Annotated in this window: 20 protein-coding genes; 6 read left to right on the top strand and 14 right to left on the bottom strand. The window is 36.5% G+C overall.

Annotated features, from left to right (window positions below):
* Nucleotides 1-223: 223 nt before the first annotated feature.
* The gene (gene purB / locus FJR03_RS11470; protein ID WP_193113633.1) at nucleotides 224-1,561 is read right to left on the bottom strand and encodes an adenylosuccinate lyase; all 1,338 of its coding nucleotides are present in this window, start codon (nucleotides 1,559-1,561) and stop codon (nucleotides 224-226) included.
* A gap of 65 nt (nucleotides 1,562-1,626) precedes the next feature.
* Here purB and FJR03_RS11465 point away from each other — a divergent pair, with 65 nt between their 5' ends.
* Nucleotides 1,627-2,556 (top strand): RluA family pseudouridine synthase, encoded by a 930-nt coding sequence (locus tag FJR03_RS11465; protein ID WP_226962130.1) that lies wholly within the window; start codon nucleotides 1,627-1,629, stop codon nucleotides 2,554-2,556.
* Between the two features lie 355 nt (nucleotides 2,557-2,911).
* On the opposite strand, the gene FJR03_RS11460 is transcribed toward FJR03_RS11465, so the two are convergent.
* From FJR03_RS11460 to hisF, 5 genes are all read right to left on the bottom strand, one after another.
* Nucleotides 2,912-3,148, bottom strand: coding sequence for a hypothetical protein (locus FJR03_RS11460; protein WP_226962129.1), 237 nt, complete (start codon nucleotides 3,146-3,148; stop codon nucleotides 2,912-2,914).
* Nucleotides 3,149-3,303: 155 nt separating this feature from the next.
* Nucleotides 3,304-4,377 (bottom strand): dual-specificity RNA methyltransferase RlmN, encoded by a 1,074-nt coding sequence (rlmN, locus tag FJR03_RS11455; RefSeq protein ID WP_193113631.1) that lies wholly within the window; start codon nucleotides 4,375-4,377, stop codon nucleotides 3,304-3,306.
* Nucleotides 4,374-4,916: a phosphorylase family protein gene (locus FJR03_RS11450; protein ID WP_193113630.1), complete on the bottom strand. Its 543-nt coding sequence runs from the start codon at nucleotides 4,914-4,916 to the stop codon at nucleotides 4,374-4,376. The genes rlmN and FJR03_RS11450 overlap by 4 nt, the downstream gene beginning before the upstream one ends.
* Nucleotides 4,913-5,542, bottom strand: coding sequence for an NAD(P)H-dependent oxidoreductase (locus FJR03_RS11445; protein WP_226962128.1), 630 nt, complete (start codon nucleotides 5,540-5,542; stop codon nucleotides 4,913-4,915). The genes FJR03_RS11450 and FJR03_RS11445 overlap by 4 nt, the downstream gene beginning before the upstream one ends.
* A 2-nt stretch (nucleotides 5,543-5,544) precedes the next feature.
* The gene (hisF, locus tag FJR03_RS11440) at nucleotides 5,545-6,303 is read right to left on the bottom strand and encodes an imidazole glycerol phosphate synthase subunit HisF (protein WP_193113629.1); all 759 of its coding nucleotides are present in this window, start codon (nucleotides 6,301-6,303) and stop codon (nucleotides 5,545-5,547) included.
* A gap of 232 nt (nucleotides 6,304-6,535) precedes the next feature.
* Between hisF and FJR03_RS11435 the strand changes: the two genes are divergently transcribed.
* The 3 genes from FJR03_RS11435 (at nucleotide 6,536) to FJR03_RS11425 (ending at nucleotide 9,883) form a co-directional block, all read left to right on the top strand.
* A complete protein-coding gene (locus tag FJR03_RS11435) occupies nucleotides 6,536-7,006 on the top strand; it encodes a CZB domain-containing protein (protein ID WP_193113628.1) in 471 nt (156 codons plus the stop codon).
* Nucleotides 7,007-7,067: 61 nt separating this feature from the next.
* Complete coding sequence (gene rsmA, locus FJR03_RS11430) at nucleotides 7,068-7,847, top strand: 16S rRNA (adenine(1518)-N(6)/adenine(1519)-N(6))-dimethyltransferase RsmA (protein WP_193113627.1); 780 nt, start codon at nucleotides 7,068-7,070, stop codon at nucleotides 7,845-7,847.
* A 92-nt stretch (nucleotides 7,848-7,939) separates the two neighbouring features.
* Complete coding sequence (locus tag FJR03_RS11425) at nucleotides 7,940-9,883, top strand: ribonuclease J (RefSeq protein WP_193113626.1); 1,944 nt, start codon at nucleotides 7,940-7,942, stop codon at nucleotides 9,881-9,883.
* A gap of 31 nt (nucleotides 9,884-9,914) precedes the next feature.
* On the opposite strand, the gene FJR03_RS11420 is transcribed toward FJR03_RS11425, so the two are convergent.
* The 4 genes from FJR03_RS11420 to FJR03_RS11405 are packed head-to-tail and all read right to left on the bottom strand — an operon-like array spanning nucleotide 9,915 to nucleotide 12,584.
* Complete coding sequence (locus FJR03_RS11420; protein WP_193113625.1) at nucleotides 9,915-10,358, bottom strand: hypothetical protein; 444 nt, start codon at nucleotides 10,356-10,358, stop codon at nucleotides 9,915-9,917.
* Complete coding sequence (locus FJR03_RS11415) at nucleotides 10,351-10,827, bottom strand: hypothetical protein (protein ID WP_193113624.1); 477 nt, start codon at nucleotides 10,825-10,827, stop codon at nucleotides 10,351-10,353. Before FJR03_RS11415 ends, FJR03_RS11420 begins: the two co-directional genes overlap by 8 nt.
* Complete coding sequence (locus FJR03_RS11410) at nucleotides 10,824-11,345, bottom strand: FMN-binding protein (protein WP_193113623.1); 522 nt, start codon at nucleotides 11,343-11,345, stop codon at nucleotides 10,824-10,826. Before FJR03_RS11410 ends, FJR03_RS11415 begins: the two co-directional genes overlap by 4 nt.
* Nucleotides 11,346-11,354: 9 nt before the next feature.
* Nucleotides 11,355-12,584: a coiled-coil domain-containing protein gene (locus FJR03_RS11405; RefSeq protein WP_193113622.1), complete on the bottom strand. Its 1,230-nt coding sequence runs from the start codon at nucleotides 12,582-12,584 to the stop codon at nucleotides 11,355-11,357.
* Between the two features lie 177 nt (nucleotides 12,585-12,761).
* Between FJR03_RS11405 and folE the strand changes: the two genes are divergently transcribed.
* Nucleotides 12,762-13,346 carry a GTP cyclohydrolase I FolE gene (gene folE, locus FJR03_RS11400; protein ID WP_193113621.1) on the top strand — a complete coding sequence of 195 codons (585 nt, stop codon included), beginning with the start codon at nucleotides 12,762-12,764 and terminating at the stop codon, nucleotides 13,344-13,346.
* Nucleotides 13,347-13,349: 3 nt separating this feature from the next.
* Nucleotides 13,350-14,654: a flagellar protein export ATPase FliI gene (gene fliI / locus FJR03_RS11395; protein WP_193113620.1), complete on the top strand. Its 1,305-nt coding sequence runs from the start codon at nucleotides 13,350-13,352 to the stop codon at nucleotides 14,652-14,654.
* On the opposite strand, the gene FJR03_RS11390 is transcribed toward fliI, so the two are convergent.
* Genes FJR03_RS11390 through pyrG form a run of 4 tightly spaced genes read right to left on the bottom strand, consistent with a single transcriptional unit; the run spans nucleotide 14,655 to nucleotide 21,419 of the window.
* On the bottom strand, nucleotides 14,655-16,793 hold the full coding sequence (locus FJR03_RS11390) for a WD40 repeat domain-containing protein (RefSeq protein ID WP_193113619.1): 2,139 nt from the start codon (nucleotides 16,791-16,793) through the stop codon (nucleotides 14,655-14,657).
* A gap of 4 nt (nucleotides 16,794-16,797) precedes the next feature.
* Complete coding sequence (locus FJR03_RS11385; RefSeq protein WP_193113618.1) at nucleotides 16,798-18,207, bottom strand: NAD(P)/FAD-dependent oxidoreductase; 1,410 nt, start codon at nucleotides 18,205-18,207, stop codon at nucleotides 16,798-16,800.
* 16 nt (nucleotides 18,208-18,223) lie between these two features.
* On the bottom strand, nucleotides 18,224-19,822 hold the full coding sequence (gene recJ / locus FJR03_RS11380) for a single-stranded-DNA-specific exonuclease RecJ (protein WP_193113617.1): 1,599 nt from the start codon (nucleotides 19,820-19,822) through the stop codon (nucleotides 18,224-18,226).
* Nucleotides 19,800-21,419: a CTP synthase gene (gene pyrG, locus FJR03_RS11375; RefSeq protein ID WP_193113616.1), complete on the bottom strand. Its 1,620-nt coding sequence runs from the start codon at nucleotides 21,417-21,419 to the stop codon at nucleotides 19,800-19,802. The genes recJ and pyrG overlap by 23 nt, the downstream gene beginning before the upstream one ends.
* Between the last annotated feature and the right edge of the window lie 11 nt (nucleotides 21,420-21,430).

Here is a 21,430-nt window from a genome sequence, read left to right as displayed (position 1 = left end):
TGTGATTACATAAAGCGTTATTATTATAGTTTTGCGGGCTAAAATTTGAACTAAAAGAAAATTGACATTTAGATTACCAAAAATTCTTTTACTATAGTTCTACGGGTTACAGATTTTCGTAAGAAAATCCGTACTCCTGTGAACTATACGCTTTAAGTACTAAAAACTCATTTATTGTAGTTTTTCAGGCTAAATGTTTTAAAAAAACATTTGCTCTTACAAACTACGAGTTTTTAGCAAAAACCCTATTAAAGATAGCGTCTACGTTTTTAGTGTAGTAATCGTAGTTAAAACACTCACGAATTTGTTCTTCGCTTAGTTTACTTCTCAGTTCATCATCTGCTAAAAGATGGTTAAGGTATAAAGACTCACCTTTTTCATTAAGTGTAGGTTTACCTTGCTGAATCTCTTCCCAAACCTTCATAGCATTTCTTTGAACGATTTTGTAAGCGTCTTCACGGCTTACACCTTGTAGTGGAAGTTCAAGAAGTACACGTTGTGAGAAAACAAGTCCACCAGTTAGGTTTAGGTTTTTCATCATATTCTCAGGCATAACAGTTAGGTTAGCTATAACAGAGTTCATACGGTGAAGCATGAAATCACATGTAATGAATGCATCCGGTAACCAGAAACGCTCAGTTGAAGAGTGAGAGATATCTCTTTCGTGCCAAAGGGCTACATTTTCCATTGCAGGTGTAGCATATGCTCTGATCATACGTGCAAGACCTGTAATGTTTTCAGTAAGGATTGGATTACGTTTGTGAGGCATTGCAGATGAACCTTTTTGTCCTTTTGCAAAATACTCTTCCGCTTCATATACTTCTGTTCTTTGTAAGTGACGAACTTGAACAGCAAATTTCTCAACTGAAGAAGCTAACAATGCTAAAGCAGTTGCAAGTCTTGCATATCTGTCACGGTGAATAACTTGGTTTGAACAAGGCTCAGGTTTTAAACCTAACTCTTCCATTGCTAACTCTTCTAGCTCTAGCGGTGCGTGAGCAAAGTTACCCATAGCTCCAGAGATTTGACCAACAGAGATAACTTCCATAGTCTCTTCTAAGTTTTTAAGATGGCGTGCAACTTCATCGTACCATACTGCTAATGTAAGACCGAATGTAATAGGCTCACCGTGAATACCGTGAGAACGTCCAACCATTAAAGTAAATTTGTGTTCTTCAGCACGTTTTTTGATAGACTCCATTAACATCTTTACATCTTCAATGATAATAGTTAAAGAATCTCTCATTTGTAATGCTACACCAGTATCAACTGCATCTGAAGATGTCATACCGTAGTGGAACCATCTTGATTCATCACCAAGTGATTCTGAAACAGATGTATTAAACGCAATAAGGTCATGTTTTGTTACCGCTTCAATCTCTTCAATTCTCTCAACTGAGAATGTTGCATTTTTTACAATTTTATCTGCGTCTTCTTGAGGAATCTTACCAAGTTTTGCCCAAGCTTTTACAGCTGCTTTTTCAACTTCTAGCCATGCAGCATATCTTGCATGTTGAGTCCAATGTTTACTCATCTCTTCACGAGCATATCTTTCTACCATTATATAACCCTTGTTTTTATGTTATTATTCGCATAATTTAAGTACAAAATTGTACATTATATATAATGAAAAAGGGATTAAACTTGCCATTTGTGATCGATAAGTTTTTTATAGAGAAAAAGCAAAGATTGTTTTTATACATTATTAAAGAGTTGGGCTATACACAAAAAGAGGCTCAACGTTTGATCGCAAAAGGGAGAGTACTTCAAAACAGTGAAGTAATTACTAAAGCAGGACAAGAGGTTCAAGGTGAAATTGAGTTTATCCATTTCGAGCCAACCACAAAAGGATTAAAACCTACGTATATAGAAAAAGAGTTTGTCGTATTTGATAAACCAAGCGGAGTTCTTATCCATCCCCAAAATAGACATACGCCCTACTCTTTGATCGATGAACTAAAATACCAATACGGAAAAGATGCAAACATCACTCACCGTATCGATCAAGAAACAAGCGGCCTTGTACTTTGCGCTACAAACAAAACTAGCGAGAGAGATATTAAAATAATGTTTCAGGAAAGAGATATGCAAAAAACATATCTAGCAATGGTTCACGGTGAATTTAAAGATGAGTTAGTAGTAGAAGCTCCACTACTTAGAGCCGAGGATGAGTCAGCAATTGTAAGAATGGTTGTAAAAGTTGATGAAAGAGGTAAAGCTTCCAAAACATCATTTAAGCCTTTAAAGTATTTTCCTGAATTAGATATGACACTTGTAGAGTGTAAACCACATACAGGAAGACAACATCAAATACGTGTGCATTTGTTTCACGTGAAACATCCGATCGTAGGTGATCCAATTTACGGACAAAAAGAGGAAGATATAGTTCGCTTTTTAGATAAAGAACTTTCTCAAGAGGAAAGAATAAAATTAAGCGGTGCTTCTAGATTATTATTGCATGCAGATCAGTTGGAGTTTGAACTTTATAATAATGTGTATAAAATCAAAAGTGATGTTGATTTTGAAAAAGTTTCACTCCAATTATTATCTATGTGAATAACTTTTATACTAACTCCCCTATTTATACACATATTTTATGTGAAAAAAACCATTACTCCTCAAAAAGCCCAAAAAATAGGGCTTTAAGCTATCTTTTATTTAATCAATTAAGCTCATATTTATATAAAAAAACTCTTAAATTTTGAAAGAATTTAAAAATATTTGAAATGTGATATAAAATTTAATTCACATATTAGAACAATGTGTGAATAATACACACTTATAAATTTTTTTTATACTTTTTGCTTATTTTAAGTATGGAAAGTTGGAAAGTTAAAATAGATTTTTTTAAGATTAGTAGGGTATTATTACATTCATAGACGACCTCCCTGGTGTGTTGGTCGTCTCTTCTTTATACTTCGTTATATCTTTTGATAATTTTCTTCACGCGAGAACGTAAACTTTTTATTGCATCTGTACTTGTTTTTCCATCTGCTGTAAGGTTTTCAAATGCATCACCTAGTTGAGCTTTAGCAATCCAACCTATTTTTGCATGGTATTTAATACCAACAAAACGAACATCACCAAAATGTCCCTTACAAAGTTTGTATACCTCTTTGATTCTATCTGCATCTGTTTTCTGTGCCATCATTGTCTCCTTTTAGTTTAATCATCTTTTGTTGCAGCATATAAAAAGCCACCGACACCGACAGCAAAGACTATAACTACAACAACAACTTCAAATATATCAACTCCAGTAAAATCACCCATTATAGACCTTATAAATTATATTTTAAATGAAAATTATAACTCTTTTTCTGTTTTCTCTTTTAGTTGACCACAGGCTGCACTAATATCTATCCCTTTTGAGTCTCTAATTGTAGATAAAAGGCCGTGTTTTATGAGATACTCTTGAAAGTTATGCATATCTTCATAGCTAGGACGCTTATAAGGAGTTCCAGGATAAGGATTAAAGTAGATAAGGTTTACCTTCGCTTTTATCCCTGAAAGGAGTTTAACAAGCTTCTTAGCACTCTCTAAGTCATCATTTTTGTCTTTAATAACAAGATACTCAAACATAACACGTTTTCTTGTATCTATTGGAAAGCGTTTTACCGCTTCAATAATAGAGTTAATGTTATGCGCTTTGTTCATTGGAATAAGCTCTGTACGAAGCTCATCATCAACTGCATGAAGTGAGATTGCAATGTGAACACCTAGATCCATCTTTCCTAATGCATCTATTTTGTTACTCAGGCCACTTGTACTAACAGTTTGGCGTTTTCCTGAGATTGCTAATCCCTCTTCCTCTTTAAATATCTCTATCGCTTTTGCTAAGTTATCGAGGTTATCAAGAGGTTCACCCATACCCATATATACTATATTGATTTTACGGTTATGTTTGTGGTTATTATCGCGTTTAAGATTCACTACCTGAGCTATAATCTCTCCGGCTGTGAGATCTCTTGTAAAACCACCTTTTGCTGTTAGACAAAAAGTACACCCTACTTTACATCCAACTTGTGTAGAGACACATATAGTATATTTTGCTTCTTGGATAAGTTTGCCATCTTCGTAGATATCGTCTTTCATTTTCAGCCAAACAGCTTCTACTGTTTTGCCGTCCTGTAGTTCAAAAAGATATTTTATAGTCCCGTCACTAGATTCCTCTTTACGAATAATCTTCATAGGATTGATCACATATGTTTGTGAGAGCTCCTCTTTTAAGTTTTTAGGAATATTCTTCATCTCTTCAAAATTTTGGGCATACTGATGATATAACCACCCGTAGATCTGTTTAGCTCGAAATGAGGGTTTTACTTTTTGACTTAACTCTTTTAATGTAAAGTCATAGAGTGAAGGTTTTATGTTAGTCATCTTTTTGTTAGTTCCTTGATGCGTTTAGAAGTATGTTCTTCTAAAAGTTTTTTCGCTTTTTCATGGTTTTTTATAAAGTCGTTATGAGCATTTTCGTCAGTATAGTTTGTTACACAAAAAACACCGCCTGCAGGAATATTAAACTCTTTTGCTATTTGAAGTACAGAGAAAAACTCCATGTTTTCAATACCGATGCCGTATTTTAAAAATTTAGCAGTTTTCTCTTTACACGTACTAATGTAGTTTGAACTGTTTACGATAACATCTTTTACCTCTTGTGTGTTAGTTGAAACTACATTATCAAGTGGTGTATAGGCACAGTTATCTAAAAATGCCAGTTCAATATTTGCAGCGGTTTTACTCTCTACAATATCAAAGATCTCAGCATCTCCATAGCTTCCTGCAGTTCCTATAAAGAGTAAAAATTCAGGTTTATCAAACAAACAGAGTCTTGTAAGATTCATAGCCGTTTCGATAAGCCCTACTCCCATAGGTGTAGCAAAATCGAAAGTCTCGTTATTACCGGCGCATATTATCATTTAATATACTCGCAAATCTCTTCTAATGGAAGTCTGTGTTTTGTCGGCTGTTCATGTTCTCTGTATCCAAAGGCACATACTAAAGAGACTTCCTCTTCATCTGCATTAATCTTTAAAACTTTTTCAAGGTTCTCTTTCTCGAATCCTTCGATCGGGCATGAGTCTATTTTCAAAAGTGCAGCTGATGTGATTATAGAACTAAAGAGAATATAGGCTTGTCTTGTTCCCCATTCATAAATATCATCAGATTTAAGTGATTTGTGAAAGTTTGCATACACTTCCATATATTTGTCTTGTGCTTCTTGAGGTAATCCTCTCTCGGCAAATTTTGCTTTTGTCCACTCACTATATGGTTTAAGCTCTTTAGTTTTTGTTTTGAATACAACCAAGTGTGAACATGAGTCGATCTGGTTTTGGTTCCAGCAAAATGGTTTGAGCTCTTTTTTTAAATCATCGTTAGTAATAACTGTTAGTCTTACGCCCTCCATTCCAAAAGATGTTGGAGAGAGTCTTGCAGTTTCTAGAATAAAGTTAAAATCTTCATCTGTTATCTTTTTAGTATGATCAAATAGTTTACAAGCATGGCGAAAATTGTATGCCTCTAAAAGTGTCTCTTTAATATTCATTGTTACAACCTTACTGGAATGTTATTCTCATGTAAATAATGTTTGAGATCCATTATATCGATCTCTTTATAGTGGAAGATACTAGCAGCAAGTGCAGCATCTGCTCCTGCATTGAATGCATCTTTTATATGCTCCATAGTCCCTGCTCCGCCACTTGCAATAACAGGTACGTTTACAGCTTCAGAGATAGCTTGAGTAATGTTAAGCTCAAAACCCGCTTTTGTACCGTCAGCATCCATAGATGTAAGGAGAATCTCTCCACTTCCACGCTCTACAGCTTCTTTAGCCCATTCAATTGCATCGATTCCTGTATCTACTCTGCCCCCGTTTAGGTAAACATTATATCTGTCTCCAGTTTTTTTTACGTCTATTGCAGTAACTATACATTGACTACCAAATCTTTTTGCACCTTCATCGATCAGTTCAGGACGTTTGATAGCAGCTGAGTTTACACTTACTTTGTCACATCCTACATTTAAAAGTTTGTAGATGTCGTCAAGTTTACGGATCCCACCGCCGACAGTTAAAGGGATAAAGATCTCACGGGCTACCTCTGCTACAATATCCACGATTGTATCTCTGTTATCTGAAGAAGCTGTAATATCTAAAAATGTGATCTCATCAGCACCCTCTTCATTATAACGGCGAGCAACCTCTACAGGATCACCGGCATCTTTTAAACCTACAAAGTTTACACCTTTAACAACACGACCATCTTTTACATCCAGACAAGGGATAATTCTTTTAGCAAAATAATTCATATTGATATTATATCTTTTTTAGCTGTAAAGATGTTTACATTAAATGTCGAAATTATGCTCCTTAAAAACTTTCATGACATTTCTGTGTTTCACGTGAAACATTTGATAATAATAATATTTTTTCACAAAATATATAAACTTGTGATATTTTTTCTAAAATTTAGAAATCTTTAAATATAAAGTTAATATAATAAATTTTAATATTATAACAATATCTTCAGTAGGAAATATTATGAAAAAAGAAGAGGTGTTAGAACATTTAAGAGCTGCTAAATCTGCGCACATTAAATGGGTTCAAAAAGCAAAGCTATTAATTAATGGTGTTGATATACAAGAGAGTTCAATACCGGTTGATTCTACAGAGTGTAATTTTGGAAAATGGTTTTATAGTGACGGTCAGGTTTTAAACTCGTTATCGAACAACCCTTTGGAGTGTATGCAAGGGATAGAAAAACTACATTTTGAATTGCATGATCAATATTTGAAGATCTTTAATATATATTTTTCAAATGAGAAAAAAACAGGTTTTTTTGCTAAGCTTTTCGGCTTTACGAGAAAAAGTATATCTGATGCGGAACTACAGCTTTCTGAGACCTATTATAAGGAGTTAGAGGAGATCTCAAAAAAACTTTTAGATGAGATCAACAGACTTGAACGTCGTTTAATTGCTATTCCTGCAGAGAAGATTGAACAACTAGTGTAAAAAGGGGAATTTTATAACCTTATTACCTTACTATAAGGAATAATGTTATAAACTCTTACTTATGAATACACATAATGTTGTGGCTAAGAAGAAATTTGGACAGAATTTCCTGCAAGACCAAGAAGTTTTACGAAAAATCGTCGAAGCGATGCCCAAAAATGATAATAAAATTGTTGAAATTGGGCCTGGCTTAGGTGATTTAACTAAATTTTTAGTTGATGTCAAAAGTGTAGAAGCTTTTGAGGTAGATACCGATTTATGTAAACTGTTACAAAGTAAATTTGAAGAAGAGATCAATACCAAGCGACTCCATATAAATTGTGGAGATGTTTTAGAAGCTTGGCAGAGTGAGCTTATCAATGAGCCGTATGATTTAGTGGCAAACCTGCCCTATTATATAGCGACAAACATTATCCTCAAAGCCCTTGCAGATCCAATGTGTAAAAATATACTTGTAATGGTACAGCTTGAAGTAGCAGAAAAATTTTGTGCTAATGAAGGTGAAAAAGTTTTTGGTTCTTTGGGTGTAATAACTCAAAGTGTAGGAAATGCTAGAATCATAGTAAAAGTTCCCCCAACAGCTTTCGATCCTCAGCCTAAAGTTGATTCTGCCGTTTTTCTTATACAAAAACAAAGAGACAGATCAGATAAGGATTTCGAGGAACTGCTTAGAGTTGCATTTACGCAGCCTCGCAAAACTTTGATGAAAAATCTCTCTGCAAAATATGAAAAACAAAGACTTCAAGAGGCTTTTAACGACTTAGAGCTTTTATCGACTATCAGGCCTCATCAAGTTTCAACTAAGGACTATCACCAACTCTATAAAAAAATTAAAAATTAAAGAAAACACTGAAAACTTCTTTTTATTCGGGCTAAATTTTCAATAGTGAAAATTTGCTCCTCATAAAAGTTTTCAGCATGAAAGGAGTTTGGATGGCAGAAGAGAATCAAGAGGTAAAACAACAAAAACCTCAGACAGATCGTAAACCAAATAATAATAGAAGAAATAACAATAATCGTAGACAAAATACTTCTAATAAATCAGGTGATGAAAAAAATACAAAACCTTCATCAAATAACAATAGAAATAGAAACAGAGGTGGCTCAAGAGGGCGTAGAAACGCTACTGTTGTAGATGAAAACCTTAAATCTTTCGTAACAAAAAATCAAGAATCTCATAAACAAAGACTTAATCCTCACTATAAACTAGATCTTAACTCAAAAGCGAAAGTACGTATCACTCCGCTTGGTGGTTTAGGTGAAATCGGTGGAAATATTGCTGTTTTTGAGACTGAAAACGAAGCAATATTAATTGACGTAGGGATGAGTTTCCCTGATGAAGAGATGCACGGTGTAGATATCTTAATTCCTGATTTTTCATATCTTAAAGAGATTAAGCATAAGATCGTAGCGGTAATCATTACTCACGCTCACGAAGATCACATCGGTGCTATGCCGTATCTTTATAAAGAGATGCAATTCCCTATTTACGGGACACCGTTACCACTGGCAATGATTGGAAACAAATTTGATGAGCACCATTTAAAAGATTGCAGAAAATATTTTAACCCGATCGAAAAACGTCAAGTGTACAAAATTGGAAATGACTTTGAAATCGAGTGGATGCATATGACTCACTCTATCATTGACTCTTCGTCGTTAGCGATCACGACTGAAGCGGGGACTATTATCCACACGGGTGACTTTAAAATCGATCATACTCCGGTTGATGGATATCCGGCAGACTTACACCGTTTGGCACATTATGGAGACAAAGGTGTACTTTGTTTATTAAGTGACTCTACAAATTCACATAACCCGGTTCCAACACCATCAGAGCTGAGTGTTGCACCTGCATTAGATCGTGTGTTTTCAAAAGCTGAAGGAAGAGTACTTCTTTCAACGTTCAGTTCAAACATTCACCGTGTATATCAAGCTATCCAGTACGGTATCAAATATGGACGTAAAGTATGTGTTATCGGACGTAGTATGGAGAGAAATATAGAGATTGCAATGCAGTACGACTATATTCGTTTTCCTAAAAACATCTTCGTTGATGCGGAAGAGGTTTCTCGTATGAACGATAAAGATGTGTTAATTGTGACAACAGGTTCTCAGGGTGAGGCAAACTCAGCTCTGTTTAGAATGAGTATCGGTGAGCACAGACATATTAAGATCAAGCCTACTGACTTAATAGTTCTTTCTTCTCGTGCAATTCCAGGGAATGAGGGAAGTATCTCAAATATGATGAACTTTATTCAAAGATGTGGTGCAAAAGTTGCGATGGATAGAGATATTCACGTCTCCGGTCACGCTTCAATTGAAGAGCAAAAACTTATGCTTCGCCTTGTAAATCCTAAGTTCTTCTTACCTGTTCACGGTGAGTATAACCACGTTATGAAGCACAAAGAGACGGCTGTAATGTGTGGAGTTCCTGAAAGAAATATTCTTCTTATGACAGACGGTGAGCAGATTGAGGTTGCACCGAAATATATGAGAAAAGTAAAAACTGTTAAAACAGGTAAAACTTACATCGATAACCAAAACAATCTTCAGATTGAAGATGATATCGTAATCGATCGTCAAAAACTTGCTAACGAGGGTGTTGTAATGCTTGTTGTTGAAGTAAGCGAGCAAGACGGCAAAATGATTAACAAACCGAAAGTTACATCATTTGGTTTAGTAGCTGACAAAAAAGACAAAGCGTTTGCTAAAGAGATGGAAGATGTGATCGAACACTTCTTAATCAATATGAAGCCGGGGCTTACAAGCAACCATAAAGCTTTTGAAGCAGACTTGCGTCAAGCGGTACGTAAACATATCTATAGAAGAATGAAAAAGTATCCACTTATCGTTCCACATACATTTATCCACTAAAAATTTTATAAGTGCATTTTTATGCACTTATTTAATCCTCTAAAATACTCTTAAATAACCAAAAAAATATTAATGGAATCAATGCCATATAGAATACAAATGAGATAAGCTTGAGATAGCTGAAATATTCTGAAATATTGATGATCAAAAACGGTGAAAAAATTTCTAATGTTTGTGTAGTCAGTAAAATGTAGATTACTGAAAAAGTGTAGCGCTTTTTTTTATAAGATGTGAAGATCAAGAAGTGAATAAGTACAAAACTTAAAACACCAAAAGCAAATATATGAGGTAAAATAAGTTTGAGAATGCCTTCATTACTCTTTTGCAACAACAGTTCACCATCCCCCAGATAATAATGTGTAATACTAGTAGGATCAAAACCTATTTTATGTGCAAAAAGCATAAGTGCACTAACTAACAAAAGTAAAACAAAACAAGAAAAATAGAATATAGAGTATTTGTAAGCACTATGCAAAATAGAGCCTTTTAAGAGATAGTACAGAGATTAAAAGGGCTAGAGTGTGCCAAGACCAAAAAGCAAAAAGAAAACCGTAAATAAAAAAATTGTGATGGTAAAAATAGCTCAGAGGTAAAAAGATCAAAGATAATAATGCACTGATCATAAAACTATTGAGTAGCCATAAAAAAATTTTACGAGTAGCGAATAGACGGATAAAAATAGTACTTAGAAGAAAGACGACAAACATTGTAAAAAATATTTCCGTATGCCAAAACTCTAAAAATACTGCATAGTCAATCGGATCAAGATACTCTTCGGCATTGCCGTAAAGTGTGTTTTTTACGGCTTCAAAAAAGATCCCAAAACCAGAGTATTTAACAAAAAAGTCAGCTACTAAATAGAGAAGAAAAAAGGATAATAATAAGCCTAAAATAGGCTTCATTACTGGGTCTTCCCTAAGATCTTTTACAAGAGTAAATTTCACTTTTGAGCCTTTAAAACAAGGTTATATATCTGCATTGCAACGTTGGCACTTTCAGTAATACTTCTGGCACTAAGAGTAGCACCGGTAATTGTAGAGATATTTTTTGGAATGTTTAGGTGTTGCGTCGTATTTGTATTTGTAAACTGTTTTTTCCATGTATCGTTAGGCATATATTCTAAAGGTTCATTAAATGCGACAACTTCAATTGACTCTAGAACATCTTGTGCATTTATTGTATAGAGATATACACCGTTTTTTGAGCGGATCTTGTTGGAAAGTAAAATAGCATAAGCAATGTGCTCTGAACCTTTAGAGACTTTGTAAGTACGTACTATAGAGGAGTTGAGCTTTGTTTGTGCAGCTTTTTGAACTGCCTGTTTTTGTGCTCTTTTTAGAATAATATTTTTTTCTGTAATTGTTGTATCACTACCAAAATTACTTTTTAGTACCTCTTGTGGTGAGAGTAGCATCCCCGCACTAAGTTGTAGTGCGGATAAAAATAGGATGAGAAGTTTCATAACGATTCCTTAGAAGATAAATCCTAATGAGATGCTTGTTGTATCGCTGTCGCCGAAACCGCCTTTTTGCATAGCATGATCGAATTTTACTACAACTTGTTCATGTGGGAAGTAGTTAAGACCCACAGTTGTGATCTTTGTACTTTCATTACCTGTCCCGTCTGCAAGCTTATCTTGTGGAGATAACTGCTCATATTGTACAAAAAGGGGAAGCATATCGCTAGAGTTTGTTAATGAGAGTATATCAAAACTTGCATTTAGGTATCCTCCATAAGCACTTTCTACCGCCGTTGCATTAATATCCTCTGCATCTGAACGATCTACTTGAGAATATACCCCATATAGTCTAAATCCACTTTGTTTGTAGTCTAAATGAAGATCTGCGATCGTAGTTCTAGAACTTGTTTCATCACCCGAAGGGGCATTATATACAGAAGCTCCGACAAGTAAACCGTTTATACCTGTATAATCCATTCTTGCCACAAAACCAAGGTTCGGATCTGTTTGTTTAAAAGAACCGCCGCGTCCGTCACGTATCCAGCTTTTTCCATCCGCTTCTGTTTTTAGAGCACTGATTGCTGCAAGTTTGTATGAAAGGTTGTCTGTAATCTGTCCATAAACCATTACCCCGCTGTCATGCCATGTAGAAGGGATAATATATTTTTCACTCTGTGGTCTTTGTACGGTTGTAAAAAGTGTCGGTTCGTGTCTTTCATTGATAAGTCCCATTGGCACAAGCATATGACCGGCACGGATATTTGCATAGTCATTGATCAAGAAATCAAGATACATAAACTCTACTACTACGTAACCGCTATTTGTATTATCGTCTTCTGCACCACCGTGTTCAAACTCTAATTCAGCGTTTAAAATAATGTTATCTGAAAACCTGTATCCTACATAGGGAACAAATCTATATACATCTAGTAATGATTTTCCATCCTCTTTATTGTAAGCATAGAACATCTCTCCATACCCACCGATACTAAGAGGTGATTTTGAGTAATATACTTTAGATGCAGCACTTGCAAGTCCACTGTAAGATTGTGTAGTATCGACAACATTAAATCCTACACCTGTTTTAAGCGAACTTGTTTCATCGGCAAGTGTCTGAGTTATCTCTCTTAGTTCTTGGATCTCTGCTTTTAAAGCTTCGATATCCTGATTTGTATCTGCAAAAGTAGTTGTTGTTAGTAAAGAAAGAGCTACTAACGATAAAGCTTTTTTAGAAAGTTTCATTTTATTTCCTTATATGAATATGATATTTGTTATCATAATTGATGTTAGAATAATTACATTAATTATCTTAATAATATATTAATTCAATAATCATTATCATTATTGAAGATATCTTTTTAAGTTTGAATGGTGCAAATGTAGTATAATTACGAACATAAATATTTAAAGGTACAAGTTTTGTCAGACAACAAAAATACAGAATTTGAAAATGCAGTAAAAATGATGATGCAGCATGTTGGTGAAGATCCGACAAGAGAGGGGCTTTTAGATACTCCTAAACGTGTTAGAAAAGCGTATGAGTTTATCTATGGCGGATATAAAGAAGATCCGAAAGAGATCCTTTCAAAAGCACTTTTTACAAGTAGTAATGATGAGATGGTACTTGTAAAAGATATAGAGTTTTATTCTACATGTGAACACCATCTTTTGCCTATTATCGGGCGTGTTCATGTTGCATATATTCCTGATGGAAAAGTGGTCGGTCTTTCAAAGATCCCTCGTGTTGTAAATGTTTTTGCACGCCGTATGCAGATTCAAGAGCAGTTAACTGAACAGATCGCAGATGCTATTATGGATACTATTGAGCCAAAAGGTGTAGCTGTTGTTGTTCAGGCTCGTCATATGTGTATGGAGATGAGAGGGGTTGAGAAGATAAACTCTACAACTACATCTTCAGCACTTCGCGGTTTGTTTAAAAAAGATGACAAAACAAGAGCGGAATTTTTCTCACTTATAAATTCTCCAGCGGGAAGCAGATTTTAAGATATGGCCCTATCGTCACTAAGAGAGAAACTTGCCAAGAAAAACTACTCGGTAGCTTTTGGTGAGGTTGAAAAGATCAATGCAACCGTCATCATCGCCAAGGGTTTAAATGTAAGTATTAGTGATATGGTAAAAATCGTCTCCAATGAAACAGCTCAAGAGACCGTAGGTATGGTTACAGAAGTTGACGGTTCATTTTTTTATATTACGCCGTTTAGCTTCGTAGAGGGGTTTCGCTCTGGTGATCGTGTCTTTTTAGACTCTACAGGGCTAAATATTCCCGTAGGTGATGCACTTTTGGGACGCGTAGTTGATCCGTTTATGCGTCCGATTGACGGAAAAGGTCCTATAGAGAGTGCAAAGCTCTCTCCAATTATCAAAGCTCCAATCCCTGCGATGAAGCGTGGAATGATCGATGAAGTGTTTGGCGTAGGGGTTAAAAGTATTGACGGGCTATTAACGTGTGGAAAAGGGCAAAAGCTGGGGATCTTTGCGGGAAGCGGTGTAGGTAAATCAACTTTAATGGGGATGATTGTCCGCGGTGCGGATGCTCCGATCAAAGTGGTAGCCCTGATTGGTGAGCGTGGACGTGAGGTTCCCGAATTTATAGAAAAAAATCTCGGTGGGGATCTGACTAATACGGTGATCATTGTTGCAACAAGTGATGATTCTCCCCTTATGAGAAAGTATGGTGCGTTTGCAGCGATGAGTGTAGCTGAGCATTTTAAAGATAAAAACCAGGATGTGCTTTTTATTATGGACTCGGTAACACGTTTTGCAATGGCACAGCGTGAGATTGGACTAGCTCTTGGTGAGCCTCCAACCTCAAAAGGGTATCCGCCGTCATCATTGACACTTTTACCGCAACTTATGGAGCGTGCAGGAAAAGAGGAGGGCAAAGGGAGTATTACAGCTTTCTTTACTGTTTTAATTGAGGGTGATGATATGAGTGATCCAATCGCCGATCAGTCCCGTTCTATCTTAGACGGACACATAGTGCTCTCAAGGGAGATGACGGACTTTGGGATCTACCCGCCTGTGCACATTTTAAACTCTGCTTCACGTGTAATGAACGACATTATCAGCCAAGAGCATTTCAAGGCTGCTATGAAGTTTCGCCGTATGTATACCCTTTTAAAAGAGAATGAAACATTGATCCGTATCGGTGCTTATAATAAGGGGACTGATCCGGAACTCGATGAAGCTATTGATAAAAAAGAATCAATGCAGCGCTTTATAGCACAAGGTGCAATGTTCAAAGTGAGTTTTGAAGAGGCCGTAACCGAACTCACAGGGATTATGGGCTGATTATCTTTTATACTCTCCAATTATAACTTCCGAATTCAGCCACGCCTCTCGCTCTTTAAAAATATCGTCACTGTTTGTAAGAGCGAGTTTATTGTTAGAGAGCTTTTCGTAAGTATTCATCAGTGTTTTTATCTCGGTATCAAGTCCAAATATATCTATATATGAGTAGATGATAGCTTCTGTTTGTGTAAAGGTGCGTTTGGCAAGCAATATTTTTATTTTTGTTTGAAAACTAAGACGGATAATATCTCCCATTTTTGCAGCTCTTGTTTTAAGGGTTATAAGCTCTCCCAGATTTTCCTTGATCCCTTTGAGATCCCCTTTTAATGCCAAGTTTTCACATTTGTCCATCAGTTTTTGCCAATGTTTCTCGAGCATACCGGCCAGTTCGAGCTGATCGAGCTGCTTTGCTTTATCGATCGTTTCATAACAGCTAAGAAAGTCATTTTGTTCGTAATATTGTAAAAACTTCTTGGCATGACTAGCAAGTATATAGAGCTCTTTTAGGGGCTCTTTTATATCTTGAATATATTGGAGTTGTTGAATTTTCTCGATCGCTTTATCTACTTTTGAGCGAAAAATATCCTCTTTAATAGTTTGAAGCTGGAGTTGTAGCTCTTTTAAAAGCTCCTGGTATTGTCCCAGTTGTTTAAAGTTTTCATTCTTTTTGATTAGCAGGGCAATGTTTTGATAGTTTTTTGCCTGAATTGCTCGTAAAAAGTGGAGAAAATCTTTGTTTTGTTTTAGCAGAAGTTTCACAAGCGCTTTTTTAGAGTTTACACTTGCATAGATTGAGAGGGTATCGTGTGCAAGATCATCTCTGCCGAGTCTGATCTGTTTTTGAGCAAATGAAAATGCCTCTTTAAAACCACTCTCCATTGTTGTATAGGGATGAGTCTGTTTCAAAGCTGGATATTTTTCCACCATAGCGTAGGCTATATGGTATTTTTTCTCCAATACAAGCGTTTGAAACTTTTGATACTGTTCAAACGAATTAAAGATAAGGTTGAGATCATTTTTTTTACTCTCTATCTTTTTAAAAGGCTCAAGAAGCTCGATAGCTTCACGTTTTTTTGATGCTGTAAATGCATCGATCGCTTTTGTATAGAGCTGTTTGTAGATCTTTTCAAGTTGATCGTATTCAGGAGTAGTGTAGAGTATAGGGTTATTTTCTAATAACTTATAAGCATCTTCAAGATTATTATGTAAGATCAGCTCTCTAAGCATATGTGCTGTGGGAAGTGTAATCTTTTCAACATGGTTATTTTCTAAAACAACAAAAATAGTATTTTCAATAAGTTCTACAAATTTTAGATCAAGCTCAAATTTGAAAAGTTCATTGGAGATAACTTTTTGTTGAACAAGGTCAAGCAGGGAAATTTTATTTGATTCCCCGATAATTAAAGCATATTTCTCCCCTGTAATAGGGATAATCTGCGTAATATTGCCAATAGGAGAGTTGATGGTTTTTATACTTTTGTATTTGTTTAGATCGTGAAAGTAGATATTTCCATCAACACTCGCAGAGATTAAAAGTTCATCGGTAATAAACTTTAATACATTCACCCGTACACGTGCTGTTTGTATTGTTTGTTTGTGTGTTAGTGAATGAAGCTTAATGATTGTAATAGCCCCGCCGTATCCGCTGCATGCAATATATTTATCATTTGAGTCGATCGCACCTACATAGTTTTTTTCAACTACTTTTTTCCCTATGGTGTTGTTAAAAGGGAAAGAACAAAGTCTAGAAAGGCTTGATTTACCGTCATATCTATACTGTACTACACGGCCGTTTTTGGTCCCTGTAATAAGATAAGGGGAGTTTTGTATAAAATGAAGAGTTGTAATATCTCCGGCATAGCTGATGATCGTTTGTAAAACTTCTTTTGTCTTTGTATTGATGATATAGATAGTTTTACCATTTGCAATAGCGACAAGATTATCAGTTTTATGAAAACTGATAGCGGTTGTCTGTGTTGAGAGATATTCCGTCGTTATACTTCTTAGAGGCTTACATGTCAAACTAGAAAACGATTTTACAGTTTTATGTTGTAGTGCATATATAATTTCATCGTTATTTAGCGCACTAAATGCGATTATATTACTGCGCGTACGCAGACACTCCTCTTGTATGATCATCTACCTAGAATCTGCCTGTAAGCATAAGATATTTGTACATCGGTTTTAACATATACAGATCAAAAGCCCACCAGATCCATCTCGGCTTTTCAAAGTCAAGTGGAAATGTAGGAGCAGGCCCTTTGTAATTAAATTCAGCCATAATAATTTTACCGTACTGAGTTTTTAAAGGGCACACCGTATAGCCGTCAAATTTTGCCTTGAGATTTTCATTTTTCATAACCGAAATAAGATTTTCAACTAACACAGGGCCGTGGTGTCTTGCACTTCCACCTGTTTTTCCCATAGGGATCCCGCATACATCGCCGATTCCGAAGATATTTTTATAACGTTTGTGTTGGAGTGAGTATTGATCAACTTCCAGCCAGCCCATATTGTCAAGCAAATTTGAGTCTTTGAGTGAATCAACAGGACTCATAGGGGGTGTAATGTGAATAAAGTCATAATCTATTACAACTTCATCAGCTCTTGAAACTTTTTCATAGATCTCGAAATCTTCATCATATACCTCCTCTTCATAGGCATGGATAAAGGTTGCTTTTTTGTTTTTCACATCTATTGACTGTAAGTGGTGCTGAAATCTATTCTCTATTTTGTCATATCTCTTTTGTGTTTTGTGAAGCTCTTGATCTATCTTTGGAAGATGAAAGAGCGATTTTAATCCGGTTGCAAAGGTATACTCGGCACTAAGTCCCGCTTCTTTGAGGTAATCGGCGCTAAGATAAAGCATTTTTTGAGGCGCTCCGCCACATTTTATAGGGGAGCTTGGTTGTGTGTAAAGCACTTTTGGTTTTTTCGTTTTTGCAGCAGTTTTAAGATCGTTAAACCAATCCCAAGTGATTGTAGCACCCTGGGCAGTTCCGTATTCAAGATCATTAAGATAAACGCTAGATATCCCGTTAGTACCTATATCCTCTTTTTTTAATCCCTTGATCTCTTCATAGTTAGACTGAATCCCTGTGGCAACAATGAGATAGTCGTATCCTATTTTTTCTCCCGATCGCAAAGTTACACTGTTATTATCCGGATTAAATTTACTCACTTCATCTTTAATCCAGTTAACTTTATCTGTATCGATATAGTCGTTGTTATCTAAGAAAATATCTTCTATTTCCATCTCTCCAGAAGCAACAAAAACCTGAGCGGGTTGATAGATATGCACCTCGTTTGGAGCAATAATAGTGATATCAGGGTTTTTAATAGCACGCTGCAAGCGAGAAAGTGCCATAATAGCGCCACTTCCTCCACCTACAATCACTATTTTTCCTTCAACATCTTCTGAAGCTTCGAGCTGTGTAGTTGCACTGCTTGAGAGCAAAACAGAAGCTGCGACAGGGGAGAGACCGATAAGTTTTAGGGCATCACGACGGGAGAGTTTATTTGACATCTTTACACCTTGTACTGTTTTTTTCATTATACAGCGGCTACACTTAATAGATCTTTTTGAGTAATAGTTGTGTAGATACCCTTCCGTTAAACTCATTTTTTGCGATCGTATAGCTGCAAGAGATTCTTCGATCTGATGGCATTTTGTAAACAGTTCTAAAAGCGATAAGCTCTATTGTTTTTCTTTGGTGTGGGTATTGACGTACCTCTATTTTTGAATGCGATTTGTCGGCACCTAAAAGTTTGATGCTCACCACTTCTGCATCTTCAAGTAAAAACGATGGACGGGCATTCGCTTCACCGAAAGGTTCAAAAGTATCGAGTAATGTGAGGATCTCGTTATCGATCTCATCAGTTTCAAGTACTCCGCTAAGTGATTCTTTAGGGATAAAATCCTCTTTAGGAATTGATTCGGCACTTTTGTTTATTGCATCTCTAAAGAGCTCAATATTTTCACATTTTAGTCCTAATCCTGCCGCCATTTTATGCCCACCGAATTTAGTTAACAAGTGTTCATTTTTCTTGATAAGCTCGTAAATATTGACCTCGCCGACACTTCTGGCACTTCCTTTTGCATCTTCACCGTGCATGCTTAGTACTATGGCAGGTTTGGAGTATTTATCAACTAAACGTGAAGCAACAATCCCTACAACACCTTCATGCCAGCCCTCTCCGGCTACAACAATCACTTTGTCATTTTCATTCACCTGAGTAAAAGCAGTCTGTGTAGTTTGTGCTTCTGTTTCTTTTCTAAGTTCGTTGAGTTTTCCAAGAAGTTCAAACTGATGATAGGCTTTGTTTGTATCTTTAGCCGTATAAAATTCAAGTGCAATAGAGGCATCTTCAAGCCTTCCTGCAGAGTTTAGGCGAGGGGCTATCATAAACCCTATATCTTCAGAGTTGATTTGTGACTTGTTGAGAAAGTCTCGTATGATGATCGAAGCTGGACGCTGAGAATACATCATATACTTCAGTCCCTCTTTTACAAGAGTTCGGTTTATATCGATCAAAGGCATCACATCGGCAATAATGGCAATCGCCAGAATATCTAAGAACTGTTTCATATCGATCCCAAGACCTAGTTCTTTTTTCACAAGTGCAAGTACGAGCCATGCAACCTGAGCACCACAGATCTCTTTAAAAGGGTAGTTACACTCTTTGAGTTTCGGATCAACGATCGCATAAGCATCCGGTAGATTATCTGAGGGTGTATGGTGATCGGTGATGATAAGATCAATCCCTCTTTGCTTACAAATATCTGCCGCTTCAACGGCTGTAATACCGTTATCTACGGTAAGTACGAGATCCGCATCAATTCTCTCTAGAATTTTAGGACTTACCCCGTAACCATCGTTAAATCTGTTTGGAATAATAGCTTCAAGCGGGTAGGGGATCTGTCTGAAAAAATCGACCATAATGGCAGTAGAACTCACTCCGTCAACATCATAATCACCAACTAACACTATTTTTTGGTTTGTTAGTATCGCTTGGGCTATTCTTTTTGCGGCTTTTTCGCCGTTATGAAGCAGGGCAGGATTTGGAATATGTGAAAGTTTTTTATCGGCTCCGTCAAACCTGCTTGAGAGCAGGTTGTAGAGCGCTTTTTTTGTAAGAGGTTGCTTATTCAGATTTAAGTGCTGCATCAACAAACGCTAAAATTGAAGGGTTTGGTGTTTGAAGACGAGATGTGAATTCCGGATGGAATTGTACACCTAGGAACCATGGGTGATCTTTTACTTCAACAGCTTCGATCAGACCGTTTGATTCACCAGTTACGATCATACCTGCAGCTTCAAGCTGATCTCTGTATGTCGGATTTGCTTCATATCTATGGCGATGTCTCTCAAAAATTGTTTTGTCACCGTTATATGCTTCTCTTAGAAGTGAACCCTCTTTTGTATCACATGGGTATTCACCAAGGCGAAGTGTACCACCCATAGGTGATTGGTGTGTGCGAAGTTGTGTATCACCGCTTTGATCTAAGAAGTTATCGATTAGATAGATCATAGGATATGGAGTATTTTCATCAAACTCAACCGAGTTAGCTCCCTCTAAACCTAAAACGTTACGTGCATATTCAACTAATGTAAGTTGCATACCAAGACAGATTCCAAGGTATGGTACTTTGTTTACACGAGCGTATTCGATTGCCTGGATTTTACCTTCAACACCACGGCTACCGAAACCTCCTGCAACTAGAACACCGTCACAGTCAGCTAAAAGTGCTTCAGCACCTTTTTCTTCGATCTCTTCTGAATCAACCCAGCAGATCTCAACACGGCTGTCAAGATGTGCACCTGCATGGATAAGTGCTTCAGTAAGTGACTTGTACGACTCTTTAAGTGCAAGATACTTTCCAACAAAACCGATAACAACTTTCCCTTTTGGTTGAACAATCTTCTTAACAAGATTATCCCACTCTTCCATATCAGGTTCTAGCTCACCGAGATCTAACTCTTTTGCGATCGGTTTTAAAATGTTTTGTCTTAAAAAGCTCATTGGAACATCATAAATGGATGCCGCATCAAGCGCTTCAACAACACTGTCGTTACTTACATCACAACTCATAGCAAGTTTTTTCTTGAAAGTTTTCGGTAATGCATTTTCACATCTAGCAATTACCATCTGCGGTGTAATACCGATACGGCGAAGCTCTTGAACAGAGTGTTGTGTCGGTTTTGACTTTAATTCACCTGCAGCTTTAATGAATGGAATAAGTGTTACGTGAATAAAGAAAGTACCCGCTACTTCATCGTCATGTTTCATTTGGCGAATAGCTTCCATAAACGGTAAACCTTCAATATCACCAACTGTCCCACCAAGTTCTACTACAAGGATGTCATGCCCTTCACCTGCAGCTTTGATACGGTTAACGATCTCTCCAACGATATGTGGAATAACCTGAATAGTTTGCCCTAAGTATCCACCTGCACGTTCACGCTCAATTACGCTTGAGTATACTTGTCCTGTTGTGAAGTTTGAAGTTTTAAGATACGATGTATCTAAAAATCTTTCATAGTTTCCGATATCTAAGTCGGTTTCAGCTCCGTCTTTTGTTACAAAAACCTCTCCATGCTCTAACGGTGACATAGTACCAGGGTCAACATTGATATATGGATCTATTTTTAACATACCCACTTTTTTACCAGAGTGCTTTAAAAGTGTACCAATACTCGCTGCTGTGATCCCCTTACCAAGAGAACTTAAAACCCCACCGGTAACAAAAATGTATTTAGTCATCTAAAAATCTC

Source organism: Sulfurimonas marina (assembly GCF_014905095.1).
GTDB classification, from domain to species: domain Bacteria; phylum Campylobacterota; class Campylobacteria; order Campylobacterales; family Sulfurimonadaceae; genus Sulfurimonas; species Sulfurimonas marina.
The sequence above is the reverse complement of the archived record's forward strand: the minus strand, read 5'-3'. Positions and strand labels throughout refer to the sequence as shown.

Bases quoted from the DNA above. Each gene is read 5' to 3' on its own strand.
- FJR03_RS11435 (WP_193113628.1), top strand. From the start codon at position 6,536: ATGAAAAAAGAAGAGGTGTTAGAACATTTAAGAGCTGCTAAATCTGCG.
- FJR03_RS11390 (WP_193113619.1), bottom strand. From the start codon at position 16,793: ATGATCATACAAGAGGAGTGTCTGCGTACGCGCAGTAATATAATCGCA.
- FJR03_RS11385 (WP_193113618.1), bottom strand. From the start codon at position 18,207: ATGAAAAAAACAGTACAAGGTGTAAAGATGTCAAATAAACTCTCCCGT.
- purB (WP_193113633.1), bottom strand. From the start codon at position 1,561: ATGGTAGAAAGATATGCTCGTGAAGAGATGAGTAAACATTGGACTCAA.
- FJR03_RS11460 (WP_226962129.1), bottom strand. From the start codon at position 3,148: ATGGCACAGAAAACAGATGCAGATAGAATCAAAGAGGTATACAAACTT.
- fliI (WP_193113620.1), top strand. From the start codon at position 13,350: ATGGCCCTATCGTCACTAAGAGAGAAACTTGCCAAGAAAAACTACTCG.
- FJR03_RS11425 (WP_193113626.1), top strand. From the start codon at position 7,940: ATGGCAGAAGAGAATCAAGAGGTAAAACAACAAAAACCTCAGACAGAT.
- rsmA (WP_193113627.1), top strand. From the start codon at position 7,068: ATGAATACACATAATGTTGTGGCTAAGAAGAAATTTGGACAGAATTTC.
- recJ (WP_193113617.1), bottom strand. From the start codon at position 19,822: ATGCAGCACTTAAATCTGAATAAGCAACCTCTTACAAAAAAAGCGCTC.
- FJR03_RS11445 (WP_226962128.1), bottom strand. From the start codon at position 5,542: ATGAATATTAAAGAGACACTTTTAGAGGCATACAATTTTCGCCATGCT.
- FJR03_RS11465 (WP_226962130.1), top strand. From the start codon at position 1,627: ATGAAAAAGGGATTAAACTTGCCATTTGTGATCGATAAGTTTTTTATA.
- FJR03_RS11405 (WP_193113622.1), bottom strand. From the start codon at position 12,584: ATGAAACTTTCTAAAAAAGCTTTATCGTTAGTAGCTCTTTCTTTACTA.
- FJR03_RS11450 (WP_193113630.1), bottom strand. From the start codon at position 4,916: ATGATAATATGCGCCGGTAATAACGAGACTTTCGATTTTGCTACACCT.
- rlmN (WP_193113631.1), bottom strand. From the start codon at position 4,377: ATGACTAACATAAAACCTTCACTCTATGACTTTACATTAAAAGAGTTA.
- hisF (WP_193113629.1), bottom strand. From the start codon at position 6,303: ATGAATTATTTTGCTAAAAGAATTATCCCTTGTCTGGATGTAAAAGAT.
- FJR03_RS11410 (WP_193113623.1), bottom strand. From the start codon at position 11,345: ATGAAACTTCTCATCCTATTTTTATCCGCACTACAACTTAGTGCGGGG.
- pyrG (WP_193113616.1), bottom strand. From the start codon at position 21,419: ATGACTAAATACATTTTTGTTACCGGTGGGGTTTTAAGTTCTCTTGGT.